At 64.0% G+C, this 18777-nt stretch carries 18 protein-coding genes; 8 read left to right on the top strand and 10 right to left on the bottom strand.

Annotated features, from left to right (window positions below; all coding sequences use genetic code 11):
* Positions 1 to 244: 244 nt before the first annotated feature.
* From hemH to BGK68_RS09220, 3 genes are all read right to left on the bottom strand, one after another.
* Positions 245 to 1354 (bottom strand): ferrochelatase, encoded by a 1110-nt coding sequence (gene hemH, locus BGK68_RS09230; protein ID WP_075256852.1) that lies wholly within the window; start codon positions 1352 to 1354, stop codon positions 245 to 247.
* Between the two features lie 44 nt (positions 1355 to 1398).
* Positions 1399 to 3045: a DNA repair protein RecN gene (gene recN, locus BGK68_RS09225; RefSeq protein WP_075256851.1), complete on the bottom strand. Its 1647-nt coding sequence runs from the start codon at positions 3043 to 3045 to the stop codon at positions 1399 to 1401.
* A gap of 82 nt (positions 3046 to 3127) precedes the next feature.
* Positions 3128 to 4045 (bottom strand): NAD kinase, encoded by a 918-nt coding sequence (locus tag BGK68_RS09220; protein ID WP_075256850.1) that lies wholly within the window; start codon positions 4043 to 4045, stop codon positions 3128 to 3130.
* Between the two features lie 36 nt (positions 4046 to 4081).
* Here BGK68_RS09220 and BGK68_RS09215 point away from each other — a divergent pair, with 36 nt between their 5' ends.
* Together BGK68_RS09215 and hrcA are read left to right on the top strand one after the other, a co-directional pair.
* Entirely contained in the window at positions 4082 to 4816 is a 735-nt protein-coding gene (locus BGK68_RS09215) for an HAD family hydrolase (protein ID WP_075256849.1), read from the top strand.
* Between the two features lie 71 nt (positions 4817 to 4887).
* A complete protein-coding gene (gene hrcA, locus BGK68_RS09210; RefSeq protein ID WP_075256848.1) occupies positions 4888 to 5916 on the top strand; it encodes a heat-inducible transcriptional repressor HrcA in 1029 nt (342 codons plus the stop codon).
* A gap of 88 nt (positions 5917 to 6004) precedes the next feature.
* On the opposite strand, the gene fur is transcribed toward hrcA, so the two are convergent.
* Positions 6005 to 6430: a ferric iron uptake transcriptional regulator gene (fur, locus tag BGK68_RS09205; RefSeq protein ID WP_013232645.1), complete on the bottom strand. Its 426-nt coding sequence runs from the start codon at positions 6428 to 6430 to the stop codon at positions 6005 to 6007.
* A 192-nt stretch (positions 6431 to 6622) separates the two neighbouring features.
* On the opposite strand from fur, the gene BGK68_RS09200 reads away from it, so the two are divergent.
* The 5 genes from BGK68_RS09200 to BGK68_RS09180 all read left to right on the top strand — a co-directional run bounded on the left by BGK68_RS09200 (position 6623) and on the right by BGK68_RS09180 (position 9653).
* Entirely contained in the window at positions 6623 to 7168 is a 546-nt protein-coding gene (locus BGK68_RS09200; protein WP_075256847.1) for an outer membrane protein assembly factor BamE, read from the top strand.
* 13 nt (positions 7169 to 7181) lie between these two features.
* Complete coding sequence (dapB, locus tag BGK68_RS09195; protein WP_075256846.1) at positions 7182 to 7988, top strand: 4-hydroxy-tetrahydrodipicolinate reductase; 807 nt, start codon at positions 7182 to 7184, stop codon at positions 7986 to 7988.
* Positions 7989 to 8147: 159 nt separating this feature from the next.
* Complete coding sequence (locus BGK68_RS09190; protein WP_075256845.1) at positions 8148 to 8846, top strand: MotA/TolQ/ExbB proton channel family protein; 699 nt, start codon at positions 8148 to 8150, stop codon at positions 8844 to 8846.
* 16 nt (positions 8847 to 8862) lie between these two features.
* A complete protein-coding gene (locus BGK68_RS09185; RefSeq protein WP_075256844.1) occupies positions 8863 to 9309 on the top strand; it encodes an ExbD/TolR family protein in 447 nt (148 codons plus the stop codon).
* 17 nt (positions 9310 to 9326) lie between these two features.
* The gene (locus BGK68_RS09180) at positions 9327 to 9653 is read left to right on the top strand and encodes a barstar family protein (protein ID WP_013232640.1); all 327 of its coding nucleotides are present in this window, start codon (positions 9327 to 9329) and stop codon (positions 9651 to 9653) included.
* A 250-nt stretch (positions 9654 to 9903) separates the two neighbouring features.
* Here the strand turns inward: BGK68_RS09180 and BGK68_RS09175 are convergent, their stop codons facing one another.
* The 6 genes from BGK68_RS09175 to BGK68_RS09150 are packed head-to-tail and all read right to left on the bottom strand — an operon-like array spanning position 9904 to position 15646.
* Positions 9904 to 10725 (bottom strand): phosphodiesterase, encoded by an 822-nt coding sequence (locus BGK68_RS09175; protein WP_075256843.1) that lies wholly within the window; start codon positions 10723 to 10725, stop codon positions 9904 to 9906.
* Complete coding sequence (locus BGK68_RS09170) at positions 10722 to 11807, bottom strand: ABC transporter ATP-binding protein (protein WP_075256842.1); 1086 nt, start codon at positions 11805 to 11807, stop codon at positions 10722 to 10724. The genes BGK68_RS09175 and BGK68_RS09170 overlap by 4 nt, the downstream gene beginning before the upstream one ends.
* A complete protein-coding gene (locus BGK68_RS09165; RefSeq protein ID WP_075256841.1) occupies positions 11804 to 12607 on the bottom strand; it encodes an ABC transporter permease in 804 nt (267 codons plus the stop codon). Before BGK68_RS09165 ends, BGK68_RS09170 begins: the two co-directional genes overlap by 4 nt.
* Positions 12608 to 12617: 10 nt before the next feature.
* A complete protein-coding gene (locus BGK68_RS09160; RefSeq protein ID WP_075256840.1) occupies positions 12618 to 13493 on the bottom strand; it encodes an ABC transporter permease in 876 nt (291 codons plus the stop codon).
* 21 nt (positions 13494 to 13514) lie between these two features.
* Positions 13515 to 14522, bottom strand: a complete 1008-nt coding sequence (locus tag BGK68_RS09155) for an ABC transporter substrate-binding protein (RefSeq protein ID WP_069373006.1) — start codon at positions 14520 to 14522, stop codon at positions 13515 to 13517.
* A 47-nt stretch (positions 14523 to 14569) separates the two neighbouring features.
* The gene (locus BGK68_RS09150; protein WP_075256839.1) at positions 14570 to 15646 is read right to left on the bottom strand and encodes a LacI family DNA-binding transcriptional regulator; all 1077 of its coding nucleotides are present in this window, start codon (positions 15644 to 15646) and stop codon (positions 14570 to 14572) included.
* A 478-nt stretch (positions 15647 to 16124) separates the two neighbouring features.
* On the opposite strand from BGK68_RS09150, the gene leuS reads away from it, so the two are divergent.
* Positions 16125 to 18773: a leucine--tRNA ligase gene (leuS, locus tag BGK68_RS09145; protein WP_075259756.1), complete on the top strand. Its 2649-nt coding sequence runs from the start codon at positions 16125 to 16127 to the stop codon at positions 18771 to 18773.
* Positions 18774 to 18777 lie beyond the last annotated feature (4 nt).

Raw genomic sequence — 18777 nt, 5'->3', positions numbered from 1 at the left:
GCAGCCACCCTCCTGGTCGCCCTCTACAGCCTGCTGGCCACAGCCTGGATCAGCTATACCCATCTGGTCGGCGAGTTCACGCTCTGACCAGCGGGGCTGCTTGTTGTGTCAAGGCAAGAATAGTTGCCACTGGGATCGGCAACGTTGCCAAAAAGCCAAGTAAAAGGAACTAGCCTGCTATTTTAGCAGGCCAGTAGGAGCGGGCCGGCAATTCCGGCCGCGCCCTTCATTTCCATCGGGAAAATTATTGAGGCGCACCCAGCGCCTTGGCGCGCTCCGCCGAAATGGCGGCGTCTTGCGCCATCTGCTCGCGGGCGGCGGCATTGCTCATGGTCGGCCAGCCGGCCAGGTGCTGTTCGACGATCTCGACCATGCCGGCAATCCAGGCCGGGGACTCGTTCAGGCAGGGGATGAAGTGGAATTCCTTGCCGCCGGCATGCAAGAACTCATCCTTGACCTCCATCGCAATCTCTTCCAGGGTTTCCAGGCAGTCGCTGGTAAAGCCCGGACACATCACGTCGATGCGGCGCACGCCTTGCTGGCCAAGCGCCTGTACAGTGGGCGCGGTGTAGGGCTGCAGCCATTCGGCCTTGCCGAAGCGGGACTGGAAGGTGACCAGATATTGCTCATCGTTCAGGCCCAGCGATTGCGCCAGCAGCCGCGCCGTCTTGTAGCACTCGCAATGATAGGGATCGCCCAGTTGCAGGGTGCGCTTGGGCACGCCGTGGAAACTCATGACCAGCTTGTCGGGCCGCCCGTTGACTTCCCAGTGATCCAGCACCGACTGGCGCAGCGCCTGGATGTAGCCCTCCTGGTCATGGTAATTGCGGATCAGGCGCAGCTCGGGAATGTTGCGCACCTTGCGGTAATGGTCGAAGACCGCGTCGAAGATCGATGCCGTGGTCGTCCCGGAATACTGGGGATAGGCGGGCAGCACCAGGATGCGGGTGCAACCCTGCTGCTTGAGCTGGTCCAGCACCTGCGGCAGCGAGGGCGATCCATAACGCATCGCATGCACCACCTGCAGCTGGTGATGGCCACGTGCGGCCAGTTGCGCACCGAGGGCAGCGGCCTGGCGCTCGGTATGCACACGCAACGGCGAGCCTTGCTCGGTCCAGATGCTGGCGTACTTCTCGGCGGACTTGGAGGAACGGAACGGCAGGATGACGCCATTGAGGATGAACCACCAGACGGCGCGCGGTATCTCGACCACGCGCGGGTCCGACAGGAACTGCCCGAGGTAGCGCCGCAGGGCAGGCGCATTGGGCGCGTCGGGAGTGCCCAGGTTGACCAGCACGATGGCGGTGGAGGCGGAACTGCCGTGGGTATGCTTCGGTTCGGTGCGAAAGGCCATGGTCGATTCTGTTGGTGTTCTTGTGAGGGAGGCCGACGTTCAGCTCAGGAGGCCAGCAGCTCGCGGGCGTGCTTGCGCGTGGTGGCGGTGATTTCCAGGCCGCCCAGCATGCGGGCGATTTCTTCCACGCGCGCCTTGGCGTCGAGTCCGTCGATGTCGGAAAGGGTCTTGCCGCCCTCACTGCGCTTCTTGACCTGGTAATGTTGGTTGGCCTGGCTGGCCACCTGCGGCAGGTGGGTCACGCACAGCACCTGGCGATCCTGGCCCAGGCGCTTCAACAAGCGTCCGACCACCTCGGCCACGGCGCCGCCGATGCCGCTGTCGACTTCGTCGAAGATCAGGGTAGGAATGCTGGTGGCGGCCGAGGCGATCACCGAAATGGCCAGCGAGATACGCGCCAGTTCGCCGCCGGACGCCACCTTGGCCAGCGCCCGGGGGGCCACGCCGGCGTGGCCGGCGACCAGGAATTCCACCTGTTCCAGCCCGTAGGCGGCCGGTTCGACTTCATTCAGGGCGATCTCAAAGCGCCCACCCGCCATCGACAGGTCCTGCATCGCCGCCGTCACCGCCTCACCCAGCGCGGCAGCGGCCTTGGCGCGCGCCTTGGAAAGTTTCTGCGCCAGGACGAGATAGGCTTGCCTGAGCTTGTCTTCCTGCGCGCGCAGGGCGTCGAGGTCGCTGGCGTCGGCCAGTTGCTTCAATTGTTCGGAGAGCTTGCGGTATTCCTCCGGCAGCTCATCAGGCTGCACGTGGAACTTGCGGGCGGTGGAGTGGATGGCTTCCAGGCGCTCTTCCACTTCCTGCAAGCGCGCCGGATCGAGTTCGACCCGGCCCAGGTAATCGTTCAAGGCATAGACCGCTTCCTGCAGCTGGATCTGCGCTGGCTCGAGGGCATCGAGTACAGGCTTCAGGGCAGTATCGACATCGACCAGCTTGGTGAGCTTCTGCGTGATCGAGGACAGCTGCGAGAGGATGGGCGATTCCGATTCCGAGATCACGCCCAGCGCTTCCTGCGCCCCGCCGATCAGGGCGGCGGCATGCGAGAGGCGGCTGTGCTCAGTGCTGATCTCGGCCCATTCGCCGGGCTTGACCGCCAGCTTGTGCAGCTCGGCCACCTGCCACTCCAGGCGCTCGCGCTCCAGCAGCACATTGCGTGCATCCTGCTCGAACTGTTCGCGCTGGCGCGCCAGCGCACGCCAGGTCTTGTAGGACGCAGCTACCTCGCGCGCCTGCTCCAGGAGGCCGGCCTGGCTGTCCAGCAACTGCCGCTGGGCATCGGCCTTCATCAGCGACTGGTGCGCATGCTGGCCGTGGATATCGACCAGCATCTCGCCGACTTCGCGCAACTGCGCGGCGGTGGCAGCGCTGCCATTGATGTAGGCCTTGCTGCGCCCGGCATTGTCGATCACCCGGCGCAGCAGCACGCCACCGTGCTCGTCGGCGAATTCGTGTTCTTCCAGCCAGGCCTGGACCTCAGGGGTGGCGCTGAAATCGGCGCTCACGTCCGCCTTGGCCGCGCCCTCGCGCACCACGCTGGGATCGCCCCGTCCACCCAGGGCCAGCGCCAGGGCATCGATGAGGATGGATTTGCCGGCGCCAGTCTCGCCGGTGAAGACGGAAAATCCGCGCGCGAATTCGAGCTCGATGGCATCGACAATCACGAAGTCGCGGATCGTTAAGGTACGCAGCATGGTGGTCTCGCAGCGGGTTGGACGGACGGGCCGGTGTTCTCGGGCGAGCCGGCACGGGCTGGCCGGGCTCGGTATTGCGGGCTTATTGTAATCGGCCTTCTATGGACGGGTATTCATTCCAGTGCAGCTTCTCGCGCAGGGTGTCGAAATAGCTCCAGCCCTGGGGATGCAGGAAGGTGATCTTGTGCGCCGAGCGGCGGATCACGATGCGGTCGCCGTGCAGCACGCTGGTCAAGGACTGCATGTCGAAGTTGGCGCTGACCTCGCGTCCGGAGACGACCTGGATGACGATCTCGCAGGAATCCGACAGCGTGATCGGCCGATTGGACAGCGAGTGCGGCGAAATCGGCACCATCACGATGCCATGCAGGCTGGGATGCAGGATCGGCCCGCCCGCCGAGAGCGCGTAGGCGGTCGAGCCGGTGGGCGTGGCCACGATGAGGCCATCGGAGCGCTGGTTGTACATGAACCGTCCATCGACTTCCACCCGCAGCTCGACCATGCCGGAGGTGGCACCCCGCGCCACCACCACGTCGTTCAAGGCCAGGGCGCGGAAGATCTCGCCGCCCTCGCGGTAGACCCGCGCTTCCAGCAGCGAACGCGACTCGGCCTCGACCTTGCCTTCCAGCATATCGGCCAGAGCCGGTATCATGCGGTCTTGCGCGATATCGGTAATGAAGCCCAGGCGACCCTGGTTGATGCCGATGAGCGGGACATTGTAGGGCGCCAGCTGGCGCGCGATGCCCAGCATGGTGCCGTCGCCGCCGACCACGATGGCCACGTCGGCATGCTGGCCGATCTGCTCGGGGGTCAGGCTGTCATAGCCTTGCAGCGCGACGTTCTCGGCGGTTTCCGCCTCGAACACCACGGTATGGCCATGCGACTCGAGGAACACGGCAATGTCCGACAATATCTGCGCAATGCCGACGGCCTGGAACTTGCCGACGATGGCGACGGTTTTGGGTACGGCTGCCTGAACGGGTAATTTGATGGGCCACATGCTGCGGATTAGACCATAATTTGAGCTGACATTGTAATGAAACCAAGCGCCCCCACCCTGCCCGCCTCGCCGGCCGCCTCCCCCATCCAGGCGGTCCTGTTCGACCTCGACGATACCCTGTGGGCCATCGAACCCGTGCTGGTGCGCGCCGAAACCCTGCTCTACGACTGGCTGCGCCAGCATGCACCCGCCGTGGCGGCGGCCCACACCATCGCCAGCCTGCGCGAGCGCCGCATGGCGCTGATGCAGACCGATCCCGCCTACCGCATCAATCTCTGGAAACTGCGCCATACGGCGCTCTCGGAGGTCTTCCGTGAACACGACGTGGACCTGGCGCTGGTCGACCCGGCCATGACCCTGTTCTCTGAAGCGCGTAGCACCGTCGCGCTGTTCGACGACGTGGAGCCGGCCCTGCTGCGCCTGAAGGGCAAGCTCACCCTGGGCTCGGTCTCCAACGGCTTTGCCGACCTGGAGCGCATCGGGCTGGCCGGCCACTTTGAGGTCTCCATTGCCGCGCATCGCTTCGGACGCGCCAAGCCCGACCCGGCCATCTTCCACGCCGCCTGCGAAGCGCTGCAGGTGGCGCCGGGCGCGACCGTCTATGTCGGCGACGATCCCTTGCTGGACGTACAAGGCGCCCAGCAAGCGGGCCTCAAGGCAGTCTGGATGAACCGCTTCGGGCGCGTGCTGCTAGACGGCATCCGGCCCGACGCCGTCTGCCGCGACCTGCATGAGCTGCATGACTGGCTGGAGGCGCAGTCCAAGGCATGAAGAAGGGGCAAATCAGGCCATCGGCGCCGGTGGCGTCACTTTTTGCAGAATAAGCCGCTAGAATATGCACCATGCAACTCGATAACCGCGCCCGCACACTGCTCAAGGCCCTGGTCGAACGGTATATCGCCGACGGCCAGCCGGTCGGTTCGCGCGCCCTGTCGAAACTGTCGGGCCTGGAACTGTCACCGGCCACCATCCGCAACATCATGGCCGATCTCGAAGAGATGGGCTTCGTCGCCAGCCCGCACACCTCGGCTGGCCGCGTACCCACGCCGCGCGGCTATCGCATGTTCGTCGATACCCTGCTCACCGTCGAGGCCATCGACGAAAGCGCGCTGGAAGGCCGCCTGCAGGCGCGCCTGCAGCACAGCGCCTCGCCGCAGAAGATCATCACCAATGCAGCCCAGGTGCTGTCTTCGCTGTCGCAGTTTGCCGGCGTGGTGATGACGCCCAAGCGCGAGTCGGTATTCCAGCAGATCGAGTTCCTGCGGCTGTCCGAAAAGCGCATCTTGCTGGTGATCGTCGACCAGGGCGGCGACGTGCAGAATCGCATGCTGCTCACCGAGGTCGATTACACCCCCAGCCAGCTGACCCAGGCCGCCAACTACATCAACCAGCACTACGCCGGCCAGTCCTTCGACCAGGTGCGCATGCACCTGCAGGGTGAGCTGCGCCAGTTGCGCGACGACATGACCACGCTCATGCACGCTGCCGTCGAAGCCGGCAGCGACGCCATGAGCGAGGAAGCCGATAACAACGTAGTCATCTCCGGCGAGCGCAACCTGCTGTCGGTGACCGACCTGTCGTCCAACATGAATTCGCTGCGCCGTCTCTTCGACATGTTCGAGCAGAAGACCGGGCTCTTGCAGTTGCTGGATGTCTCCAGCAAGGCCACCGGCGTGCAGATCTTCATCGGCGGCGAGTCCCAGCTGATGCCCATGGATGACATGAGCATCGTCACCGCGCCCTATGAAGTCAATGGCCGCATCGTCGGCACGCTGGGCGTGATCGGACCGACCCGCATGGCCTATGAGCGCGTCATCCCTATCGTCGATATCACGGCCAAGCTGCTCTCCAGCGCCTTGAGCCAGCATTGAATCCGCAGCGCGGGCCGGAATGCAAAAAAGCCACGTGAGGTCCACGTGGCTTTTTTGCATCCGACAGCGCGGGGAGCTTACGTCGCGCTTATTTCTTCAGTTTCTTGCAGTTCTTGCAATGACCGTAGAGGGCCAGCGCGTGATCGGCGATCTCGAAACCGTGCTCCTGGGCAATCTTCAGCTGGCGCTTCTCGATCTCGGCGTCGAAGAATTCCTCGACCTTGCCGCAGTCCAGGCAGACCAGGTGGTCGTGGTGCGAGCCCTCGTTGAGTTCGAAGACGGCCTTGCCGGTCTCGAAGTGATTGCGCTGGAGCAAGCCGGCCTGCTCGAACTGGGTCAGCACCCGGTAGACGGTGGCCAGACCGACATCGAGATTGTCGGAAAGCAATTGTTTATAGACATCTTCGGCGCTCAGGTGGCGCACCGAGGTGTTCTGGAAGATCTCCAGGATCTTCAGGCGAGGTAGCGTAGCCTTCAGGCCGCTGGCCTTCAGTTCGGATGGATTGTTCGGCATGGTAGAGTGGGTTCCCGGGTTTTGACTGGTCTCAAACAGGCGCGCGGGTCCGCGGGGAAGGCCTGGGGACGGTTCCGGCTGGCTGTGGAGAAAGCCTTTTGCTGACGGAACGCACTCATGCCTATTTAAGAAGTAAGTTCTAGCTTATCATATAGCGCTTTAGGCTCATGGCTCAACCCGGTTGAAAACTTTATGCACATGCTTTCCCGTCTGAAGTCCCGTCATCATTCCGTCGCAATCGGCCTGGCCGCCTTGCTGGCGCTGTCGCTGGCCGGCTGTTCCTCGACCAAGGCTCCGGACCAGGCTGCGGCCGATGCCCAGGGCGTGAAAGTGAGCGGCAAGAGCAACAGCCTGTTCGGTTTCCTGCGCCCCTACCGCATCGACATCCAGCAGGGCAACTTCGTCTCCCGCGAGATGGTGGCGCAACTGCGTCCGGGCCTCACGCGCGACCAGGTGCGCTTCGTGCTGGGTACGCCGCTGCTGACCGACATGTTCCACACCAACCGCTGGGACTACGATTTCCGCCTGGCCAAGGGCAATGGCGAAATCATGACCAGCCGCGTGACCGTGTTCTTCAAGGATGACCTGCTGGACCATGTGCAAGGCGGCCAGGACCTGCCCACCGAGAGCGAATACCTGACCCTGATCACCGACGCCAAGGTCGGCTCCAAGGCGAAACTGACCGACGACGACGTCAAACCGGCCTCGCCCGTCGCCCCGTCTTCCGCCAACAAGTAATCCCGAGATTGTCATGACCGTATTGAATATCGCCGTAGCCGGCGCCTCCGGGCGCATGGGCCGCATGCTCATCGAAGCCATCCTCAACGCCGACGACCTCCAGCTGGCCGGCGCGCTCAACACCCCGACCTCCCCCAGCATCGGTACCGATGCCGGCCTGTTCCTGGGCAAGGCCACGGGCGTACTGATCGAGTCCGACCTGGCGCGCGGATTGGCGAAGGCGGACGTGCTGATCGACTTTACCCGTCCCGAAGGCACCCTCAAGCATCTGGAATACTGCGCCGCGCATGGCGTGAAGGTCGTCATCGGCACCACCGGCTTCGAGCCCGAAGGCAAGGCCGCCATCGCGGCCTACGCCGAGAAGACCGCCATCATGGCCGCACCCAACATGAGCGTGGGCGTGAACGTGACCATGAAGCTGCTGGAGATGGCCGCCAAGAACTTCTCGCACGGCTACGACATCGAGATCATCGAAGCCCATCACCGCTTCAAGGTCGATGCGCCCTCCGGCACCGCGCTGAAGATGGGCGAAGTCATCGCCGACGCGCTGGGCAAGAAGCTCGACGACGTCGCCGTCTATGCCCGCGAAGGCGTGACCGGCGAACGCGATCCCTCTTCCATCGGTTTTGCCACCGTGCGCGGCGGCGACATCATCGGCGACCACACGGTCCTGTTTGCCGGCATCGGCGAGCGCATCGAGATTTCGCACAAGTCCTCCAGCCGCGTCTCGTACGCCATGGGCAGCCTGCGCGCCGCACGCTACCTGGCCGACAAGCAAACCGGCCTGTACGACATGCAGGATGTGCTGGGCTTCAAGTAAGCCGAGCCCGGAACCACAGGAAATGCCCGACGCTGCCGCGCCCCACCAGGTCCGGCAGCGAATTTTTTTGGGGTCGGCCGCTCCAAGCGACTGCTCCGCACTTCACTGTCATTGACTCCCTGCCGCGTCCGCGCGGCGTCTTTCCCGAAAGCACGCACCATGGAACAGAACATTGGATTTGCCCATTACTGGGCGCAAGGCGACGCCGTTTCCCACTCGGTGGCCTATCTGCTGCTGATCATGTCCATCGCCAGCTGGTACTACATTCTCTCCAAGGCCTGGGCGGCCTGGCGCATCCGCCGCGGCAGCAACGCCCTGGAGCGCTTCTGGCAGGCCCCGACGCTGGCCGACGCCACCGCCGCTATGCAGCGCCTGGACAGCGAACAGATCTACACCCCCATGGCCGAGCGCGCTGCCGAAGCCGCCGACATCGGCACACGCCAGCAAGGCACGCCATCGCTGAACGCCGCCACCGATCCGGGCGAACTGATCACGCGCACCCTGCGCCGTGAAATCAACCGCGTCTCGGCGCGTCTGGAACGCGGCCTGACGCTGCTGGCCTCGGTCGGCTCGACCGCCCCCTTCGTGGGCCTGTTCGGCACCGTCTGGGGCATCTACCACGCACTGGTGGCGGTCTCGGCCAGTGGCACGGTGCAGATCGACAAGGTTGCCGGTCCGGTGGGCGAAGCGCTGATCATGACCGCGCTGGGCCTGCTGGTGGCTATTCCTGCGGTGCTGGCCTATAACGCCTTCACCCGTATCAACCGCGTGGTACTGGCCGAACTGGACGGCTTCGCCCATGACCTGCATGCCTATCTGACCACCGGCGAGCGCGTGGGCGGCGTGCGCCGTCAATGAACCAGAGGAGAGCATCATGAGTTTCGGAGGATTCAACGACAACCAGAACTCGGCCCCGATGGCCGACATCAACGTCACCCCCATGGTGGACGTGATGCTGGTGCTGCTGGTGATCTTCATCATCACCGCGCCCATGTTCACCCACGCGCTCAAGCTGGACCTGCCCACCGCGCAGTCCGCGCCCGCGCCGGAAAAGCCGGAGACCATCACCCTAGGCATCGACGCGGCCGGCAAGCTGTACTGGAACGACCAGCCGGTCTCCAGCGCAGAACTCGATGCGCGCCTGGCTGCCGCGGCGGGTAAGCAACCGCAACCGGAACTGCAGCTGCGCGCCGACAAGTCCACCCGCTATCAGACCATTGCCGAAGTGATGTCGGCCGCGCAGGGAGCGGGCCTGAGCAAGCTGGGCTTCGTCACCGATCCCAAAACACCGGCGCACGTGCAAGAAAAGAAAGAGAACTGAGGAAGGAAACCTGATCCATGGCCACCGTACAACTGGCGGGCGACCGCATCACCGACTGGGACAGCTTTCATACCGAAAGCGCGCAAGCCTTCGGCTTCCCCGATTTCTATGGCCGCAACATGGATGCCTGGGTCGATTGCCTGTCCTACCTGCGCGACGATGAAGGCATGTGCCGCTTCAAGCTCAAGCCCAAGGAAGTGCTGACCATCGAGATCAGCCACAGCGCCGACCTGCACAAGCGCCTGCCGGACCTGGTGGAAGATGTGGAATTCTGCTGCACGGCCATCAATGACCGTTGCGAGGATTACGGCGAACCGCCGGTGATTGAACTGGTGTGGAAGTAAGGACCTTCTTCCAGCCCTTGATGCTTGAGGCTTGAGGCTTGAGGCTTGATGCTTGATGCTTGATGCGATGACGACCGTTCGGCCTGAGTAGCGGCATAGCCGCGTATCGAAGGTTCGCCGACGGCGCGCCCCTTCGACAGGTTCAGGACTGGCTTCGACACGGCCCCAGCGGGGGCCTGCTCAGGTCGAACGGTGCCTGATACATCGCGACCATTGATCTGCTTGACTGCTCAACCAATCAACCAATCGATCAATCAATCAACTCATCCCCGTCATAGAACGGATAAGGCCCCTCGAACTCCCCGATGAAGGCCGTATGGCTGACCAGGCTCCTGCCCGCCTCATCCCACCAATGCAACTGGAATCCCGGCGGCTCCATCACGAAACAGGAAGGCGCCTGCGCATCCAGATCCAGCTGGACCTGGTGCGATACGCCCGGACAAGTCGTCGCCAGCGTGCCGCCGAAGCGACGCTGGATGGATCGGTGCAGATGCCCGCACAGGATGCGCTCCACCTGCGGGTGCTTGCGCACCACCGCCTCCAGCGCATGCGGATCGGCCAGCCCCATGTCATCCATGTGGCCGATGCCGGTGGTAAAGGGCGGATGATGCATGGCGATCACGGTGGGCCGCTGCGCTTGCTGCGCCAGCACCTCATCGAGCCATTGCAGGCTGTGCGGTGACAGCGCACCGCCGCTCTGGCGCGGAATCACGGTATCAAGCGCGATGATGCGGATCGGGTGATCTTCGATCACGTATTCGATGCGCTCTCCCCCCTGCTGCAGATAGGCATGTTCCGGAAAAGCCGCGCGCAGCGCATTGCGCTCATCGTGATTGCCCGGCAGCAGGTAGTAAGGCATGGCCAGCGGGGCCAGCAGTTCGCGCAGGCAGGCATATTCCGAGGGCTTGCCGAAATCGACCAGGTCGCCCGTGATGACCAGCGCATCGGGACGCTGCTTCAGGCCGTTGACCTGGGCCACGCAACGGCGCAGGCTCTCGGCGGTATCGACCACGCGATAGGATTTCTTGCCGTCGGTCTTGATGTGCAGGTCGGAAATCTGTCCCAGTATCATGCGGTCTCCTTCGCGGCGCGCGGCGCCATGCTCACCAGCGCCGTGGCCGGTACGCGGATGGCGATCTGCTGCCCGGCTTCCCACCAGCCGCGGCGGCTGGTTTCGGCGATCACCGGGCGCTCTGCGCCGATCTCGATTTCAAAGCGGGTGCGGTCACCCAGGAAAAACGTGTTGATCAGCTTACCGCGCAGGCAATGCGCATCGGCGTCGGTGATATCGATCACCTCCACATCTTCAGGCCGGAACAGCGCCTGCGCCGGCTGTCCCGCCACCGCATCCGGCGGCAGCGGCAAGGTGCCGGTAGGCAACTGCAGGCGGTCTCCCGCCACGATACCATCGACCCGGTTCATCGCGCCGATGAACTCGGCCACGAAGTCATTGGCGGGATGATAGTAGATCTCCTGGGGCGTACCGATCTGCGAAATCTTGCCGCGCTCCATGACCACGATGCGGTCGCCCAGGGCCATCGCCTCGCCCTGGTCATGGGTCACGTAGATGGCGGTAATGCCCAAGCTGCGCAAGAGCTTGTTGAGATCGCTGCGCACCGCTTCGCGCAGCTTGGCGTCCAGCGCCGTGAGCGGTTCATCCAGCAACAGCACGCGCGGCTCCATGGCCAGCGCGCGCGCCAGCGCCACACGCTGCTTCTGGCCGCCCGAGAGCTGGTCCACGCGGCGGTGCGACAGACCTTGCAGATGCACCATCTCCAGCAGGCGCTCGACCCGCTCGGCGCGCTCGCCGGCGGCGATCTTGCGGATCTTCATGCCGTAGGCGATGTTCTCGCCCACGCTCATGTTGGGAAACAGCGCGTAGTTCTGGAACACCATGCCCACCCCGCGTTTCTCGATGGGCAGCATGGTCACATCTTCCTCGCCGAACAGCACGCGGCCGCCCTCGTCAGGAAACTCCAGGCCGGCAATCATGCGCAGCGTGGTGGTCTTGCCGCAGCCGGAAGGCCCCAACAGGACCAGGGTTTCGCCCGGATGGATCTGCAGGTCCAGCGGCTGCAGCGCGCGCGTGCCATTGGCAAAGGACTTGGCGCACTGGGAGAGACGGATAGAGACGGCTTCTTGATTGGACTTCATAGACTGACTTTCTTGCGCGTTGCCTGGGTCGCCCACTGCATGCCGATCAGGAGCGGAATGATCATGAAAAAGAAGATCAGCGTATAGGCCGATCCCACCTCCAGCCGCATCGATGCATAGGCATCGGCCAGGCCCACCGGCAGGGTCTGGGTCAGCGGCGTGTGCAGCATCCAGGTGATGTTGAATTCACCGATGGACAGCGTCACCACCATCAGCGCCCCGGCCAGGATGCCCGAGGCGGCATTGGGAATGACGATGCCGAAGAAGCGGCGCAGGCGTCCTGCGCCCAGACTCGCAGCGGCTTCTTCCAGCTGGGCCAGTTGCGAGGATTGCATCACCGCCAGCACCGGACGCACCATGAAGGGCAGCGTGAAGATCACGTGACCTACCAGGATGAACCACAGGCTGGCGCGGAACTCGCGGTACTGGCCATAGGCCATGATCAGCGCCAGCGCCGTGGCCAGGCCGGGCACGGCCACCGGCATCATCAGCAGTTCCTCGATCACGCGCGCCAGGCGGCTGTTGCCACCGCGATAGCGCGCCAGCATGTAGGCCAGCGGCACACCGGCGGCCAGCGTCACCACCAGGCAAGCCAGTGCGATGAAGAGCGAACGCCAGATGGTGGGCTGGTACATCTCCCACACCTGGGCCACCCAGCGCAGCGTCAGGCCGCTGGACAGGCCGACGAAGAAATTCTCGGTCACGCCGGCCAGCATCGACAGCACCACCGGCACCACCAGGAAGGCGCACACCAGGAGCGTAAAGCCCAGTTGAAGATAGAAACGGAAACGATTCTGCATGTGCTGCTCCTTATGCCGCCGCCGCGACGCCGCTGCCGGTGAGCGAGCGCGCCAGCGCCAGCACGGCCCAGGTGATCACGCCCAGCACGATGGACAGGGAGGCCGCCGTAGCAAAGTTGGCATAGCCGGTAAACTCGTTATAGATCGTCATGGGCAGTACATCGATGTTGGCCGCCAGCGTGAAGGCCGTCCCGAAGGCGCCCACACTGGTAGCAAAGCAGATCGCACCCGACGAGACCAGCGCGGGCAGCAGCGCCGGTAGCACCACATGCAGCAACACCTGCCAGGGCCGCGCGCCGAGCGAACGGGCCGCTTCTTCCAGCGAAGGATCGAGCTTCTCGGCGGCCGCCACGACGGTAAGGATCACGCGCGGAATCGAGAAATACAGGTAACCCAGAAACAGGCCCGCCAGTGAATACGCAAACACCAGCGATTCCCCGAAGAGCCAGTTGGTCAATGCACCAATGAGACCCTGACGCCCCGCCAGCATGATGACCATGAAGCCGACCACCACGCCGGGGAAAGCCAGCGGGAAGGTCAGCATGGCCAGCAGCAGCGACTGGCCAGCAAAGCGATGACGTTGCAGGAACAAGCCAACGAAGACCGAGATGGCCAGGGTCGCTGCGGTGACCGCCGCCGAGAGCGCCAGCGTGGACATCAGGCTGGCAAAGTAGTGGCGGTTGGTCAGCACCGACAGGTAGGCCATGGCCCCATCGGGGCCGGAGGCGCCCACGCCCACCAGCCGCGCCATGGGCAGCAGCCAGAAGGCGCAGAACAGCGTCAGGCCCGGTACGGCGAAGCACAGCCACACCTGGTTGCCCGCCACGCGTGGACGGCTGACTGGCGGGCGGGCTGGACTGGCCGAGGTGGGAAGAACGGTTTTCATGCTTGCTCCTGCGCCCTGCATTTATCGCACTTCAGCCAGGTAGCGCTCGCCGAACTTGCGCTGGGCTTCGGCCATCTTGCCGTAGTCCACCGACTTGGCGCGGGCATATTCGGCAGCCGGCAGGAAGCGCGATTCGGCTTCCTTGGACATGGCCGAGGCACGCACCGGACGCAGGTAGGCATTGGCCCAGATGGCCTGGCCCTGGTCGGACAGCAGGAAGTCCAGCACCTTCTTGGCCTCCGCCTGGTGCGGGGCATTCTTCACCAGCGAGACCACGTAGGGCACGGTCACGGTGCCTTCGCTGGGGATCACGAAGGCCACGTTGGCGTGGTCCTTGTACTTGGCGCGGTAGGCGTCGAAGTCATAGCCCAGCAGGATGGGGATCTCACCCGAGATCAGGCGTGCATAGGAGGTCTGCTTGGGAACGATGGGCTGGTTCTTCTGCAGGTTCTTGAAGTAGCCGATGGCCGGCGAGAAATCGTCCAGCGTGCCGCCCAGCGCCTGGTTGATCGCCACCGCACCGACATAGCCGACGAAAGCCGAGGCCGGGTCGAGGTAGCCGATCAGGCCCTTGTATTCCGGCTTTTGCAGGTCAGCCCAGGACTTGGGGACCGGCTTGCCCTTCAGGGCGTCGACATTGACCATGATGCCCATGGTGCCGGAGTGGATGGTGAACCAGTAACCGTCCGGGTCCTTCAGACCATTGGGAATGTCGTTCCAGTGCGCCGGCTTGTAGGCGGCGACCAGGTCCTTGTTCTTGGCCTCGATGCCGAAGGACACGCCCAGGTAGGCGAAGTCCGCCACCGGGCTGGCCTTTTCAGCCGTCAGCTGGGCCAGCGCCTGGCCGCTGTTCTTGTTGTCCGGCGGCACGGTCACGCCGGTCTTTTCCTTGATGGCCTTGATCTGGGCGGCCCAGTCAGCCCATTCGGGCGGACAGTTGTAGCAGATCGCGGTCTGGGCCTGGGCGGCCAGGGAAGCCGACAGCAACAGCGCGCCGGCAGCGGTTTGAATAACACGTTTGAGGAACATGTCAGGTCCTTTCCTATAGGTTGAACAACGAAAGTACGACAAAGAAATCAGCAATCCACGCCCGTGGCGGGAAGCGCGACCGAGCCCCCGCTGCGCACGGCGTGGGGCAGGATGTGGCGCAGCCAGGACGCGCTCAGTGCGGGGTCGGGCGCAGCAGCGGCTGCGGCGGTCGCATTGCGTTCGATGGCCTCCACCAACACGCGCAGGGCGACTTCGCCGATCTGTTCGGAGGGCTGCACCACGCTGGCCAGCACCGGCTCCATGAGCGCCCCCACGGGGATGCCGTCGAAGCCCATCACCGAGATATCGTCCGGCACCTTCATCCCCAGCGCGCGCAAGTCGCGCATGGCGCTCATGGCCAGCAGGTCGTTGGAACAGAACAGGGCGGTGGGGCGCTGACGCGGATCGGCCATCATCTGCTGGTAATCCGCAGCGGCGGTGAGGGTGTGGCGCTCGACCTCGATGGCCGCCATGGGCGTGAGCCCGGCGGCGCGCATGGCGTCCAGGTAGCCGTAGTAGCGCTGCATGGCGCGGTCGGAAGCATTGAAGCGGCCCGACAGCATCTGGATGCGGCGATGGCCCAGCCCGATCAGGTGCGCCACCGCATCGCAGGCCGCCGCGCGGTTGTCCACCGACACCGAGGCGCGCGCCGGCGCGGCCGTCTGGTCCGTTCCGAGCTGGTTGTAGGCCAGCACGAAGGGAATGCGCTCGCGCTCCAGCAAGTCCAGCGTGGCATTGGCGCTGGCGTCGGCGACGGTGAGGATCATGCCGTCCACCCGATGGCTCAGCAGCAGTTCGACTGCCGCCGTCTCTTCCTCCGGCAGGTATTCAGTGGTGGTGAACATGACCGAATAATCCAGCGCCCGGGCGGCCAGTTCGATGCCCTGCAGGCACTGCGCAAAGACTGTGTTGGACAGCGTGGGCACCACCACCCCCACCGTACGGGAATTGCCTGCACGCAAGTTGCGCCCCGTGAAATTGGGCCGGAAGCCCAGTTCGGCGATGCTGCGATGGATCTTTTCGGCTGTTTCCGCGCTCACGGAGCCTGGCTTGTTGAGCAGGCGCGACACGGTGGCGATGGACACGCCCGCCAGATGGGCGACTTGTTTGATCGATGGACGCACGGCAGACCCAGGGCAATGAAAACGATTTCATGATGCCCATCGTTTGTTACCCCTTCATGACCACAAGCAAGCACCTGGGCCTGCCAATTTCGGGCAAAAGGCCCAAAAAAATTGTCGAATCGAAATTATTCGATATTGAATAGAAAATATTTCGACTTCCGACAAGAAGGATTTCGATGGTGGTTTCATAGGGGCTCGAGGGGACAACCCTGAAGCGCCCCCTCGACGGAGCCGCGCCCCACAAGGCGCAGGCTCCGGTTGCTTCGCTGCTCACCCCTGTTGCCGCCCTGCACTGGCGCAGGGGTTTTTGCCCGCCCCCTTTCCGGGGGGCGGGTTTTTTTCAGGCAGGGCAACACGACGATGGCTGGCGCCCGGCGCCCCTGCGCCCGGGACTGCCGCGCCCGGGTGGCGAGCCGGTATAATGCAGGGTTTCGAATCGCAATCCCTTCCCAACCGCATTCCATCGTATCAGCCCGTCATGCAAGATAAATACAGCCCAGCCGAAGTCGAACAGTCCGCACAGCAGCACTGGAACGCCATCGACGCCTACAAGACCGTCGAAAACGCCCGCGACAAAGAGGGCCGCGACAAGAAGAAGTTCTACGCCTGCTCGATGCTGCCCTATCCCTCCGGCAAGCTGCACATGGGCCACGTGCGCAACTACACCATCAACGATGTGATGTACCGCTACCTGCGCATGAACGGCTACAACGTCTTGATGCCCATGGGCTGGGACGCCTTCGGCATGCCCGCCGAGAACGCCGCCATGGCCAATGGCGTGCCGCCGGCGCAATGGACCTATTCCAACATCGACTACATGAAGTCGCAGATGCAGTCCATGGGCCTGGCCATCGACTGGTCGCGCGAGATGACCGCCTGCCGTCCCGAGTACTACAAGTGGAACCAGTGGATGTTCCTGAAGATGCTGGAGAAGGGCATCATCTACAAGAAGACCGGCACCGTGAACTGGGACCCGATCGACCAGACCGTGCTGGCCAACGAGCAGGTCATCGACGGCCGTGGCTGGCGCTCGGGCGCCGTGATCGAGAAGCGCGAGATCCCGATGTACTACGCCAAGATCACCGACTACGCCGACGAACTGCTGGAACACGTCGAGACCAAGCTGCCCGGCTGGCCCGAGCGCGTGCGCCTGATGCAGGCCAACTGGATCGGCAAGTCCACCGGCGTGCGCTTCGCCTTCCCGCACCAGATCAAGGGCGCTGACGGCCAGTTGATCAACGACGGCAAGCTCTTCGTCTTCACCACCCGCGCCGACACCATCATGGGCGTGACCTTCTGCGCCGTGGCCCCGGAACACCCGCTGGCCACGCTCGCCGCAGCCAACAACCCGGCCCTGCAAGCCTTTGTCGCCGAATGCAAGCAAGGCAGCGTGATCGAGGCCGACATGGCGACGATGGAAAAGAAGGGCATGCCCACCGGCCTCTACGTCACCCATCCGCTCACCGGTGAGCAGGTCGAAGTCTGGGTCGGCAACTATGTGCTCATCACCTACGGCGACGGCGCCGTGATGGGCGTGCCGGCGCATGACGAGCGCGACTTCGCCTTCGCCCGCAAATACAACCTGCCGATCAAGCAGGTCATCGCCGTGGAAGGCAAGACCTACTCCACCGAAGCCTGGCAAGAATGGTACGGCGACAAGGAAGCCGGCAAGACCATCGCTTCCGGCAAGTACGATGGCCTGGGCTATCAGGCGGCCGTCGATGCGGTCGCAGCCGATCTGGCCGCACAGGGCCTGGGCGAGAAGAAGGTGACCTTCCGCCTTCGCGACTGGGGCATCTCGCGCCAGCGTTACTGGGGCACCCCCATCCCCATCATCCACTGCCCGGATTGCGGCGACGTGCCCGTGCCCGAAAAGGACCTGCCGGTGGTGCTGCCGGAAGACTGCGTGCCCGACGGCAGCGGCAATCCGCTCAACAAGCACGAGCAATTCCTCAAGGTCGACTGCCCCTGCTGCGGCAAGCCGGCCCGCCGCGAAACCGACACCATGGACACCTTCGTGGATTCGTCCTGGTACTACATGCGCTATACCTCGCCGGGCAGCAACGAGGCCATGGTGGACGCCCGCAACGATTACTGGATGCCCATGGACCAGTACATCGGCGGCATCGAACACGCCGTGCTGCACCTGCTGTACGCGCGCTTCTGGACCAAGGTCATGCGCGACTTCGGCCTGGTCAAGTTCGACGAGCCCTTCACCAACCTGTTGACCCAAGGCATGGTCTTGAACGAGACCTACTATCGCGAAGACGCCGCCGGCAAGAAGACCTGGTACAACCCGGCTGATGTGGACCTGTCCTTCGACGACAAAGGCCGTCCGGTCTCGGCCGTGTTGAAGGAAGACGGCCAGCCGGTCATGATCGGCGGCACCGAGAAGATGTCCAAGTCCAAGAACAACGGCATCGACCCGCAAGCGCAGATCGACCAGTACGGCGCCGACACGGCCCGCCTGTTCACCATGTTCGCGTCCCCCCCGGAACAGACCCTGGAATGGTCCGGCGCCGGTGTCGAAGGCGCCAACCGCTTCCTGCGCCGCGTCTGGGCGTTCGGCTACAACAATGCCGCGCGCATCACCGCCGCAGGCAGTGTCGATGCGGCCCAGCTCGACGATGGCCTCAAGACCCTGCGCCGCGAAGTGCACAAGGTCCTGCAGCAGGCCGACAACGACTTCAAGCGCATCCAGTACAACACCGTGGTCTCGGCCTGCATGAAGATGCTCAACACGCTGGAGGCGGCCAAGCCGGCTGCTGGCGCGGCTGGTGACGCGGTGATCGCGGAGTGCTTCTCGATCTTCCTGCGCGTCCTGAACCCGGTGGCCCCGCACATCACCCATGTGCTGTGGCAGGAACTGGGCTATGCCAAGGCGCAGGGCGACATCCTCGACGCCGACTGGCCGCAGGTCGACGCCGCTGCGCTGGAACAAAGCGAGATCAAGCTGGTGGTGCAGGTCAACGGCAAGCTGCGTGGCGAAGTGACGGTGTCCAAGGATGCCGACAAGGCCGCCATCGAAGCTGCTGCCCTGGCCAACGAGGACGTCAGGAAATTCCTCACCGGCGCGCCCAAGAAGGTGATCGTGGTGCCCGGCAAGCTGGTCAACATCGTCGCCTGATCCG

The organism is Herbaspirillum camelliae, from assembly GCF_001929405.1.
Lineage (GTDB): Bacteria > Pseudomonadota > Gammaproteobacteria > Burkholderiales > Burkholderiaceae_D > Herbaspirillum > Herbaspirillum seropedicae.
Note: the sequence above shows the minus strand (reverse complement) of the source record. Positions and strands in the feature narration are given on the sequence as shown.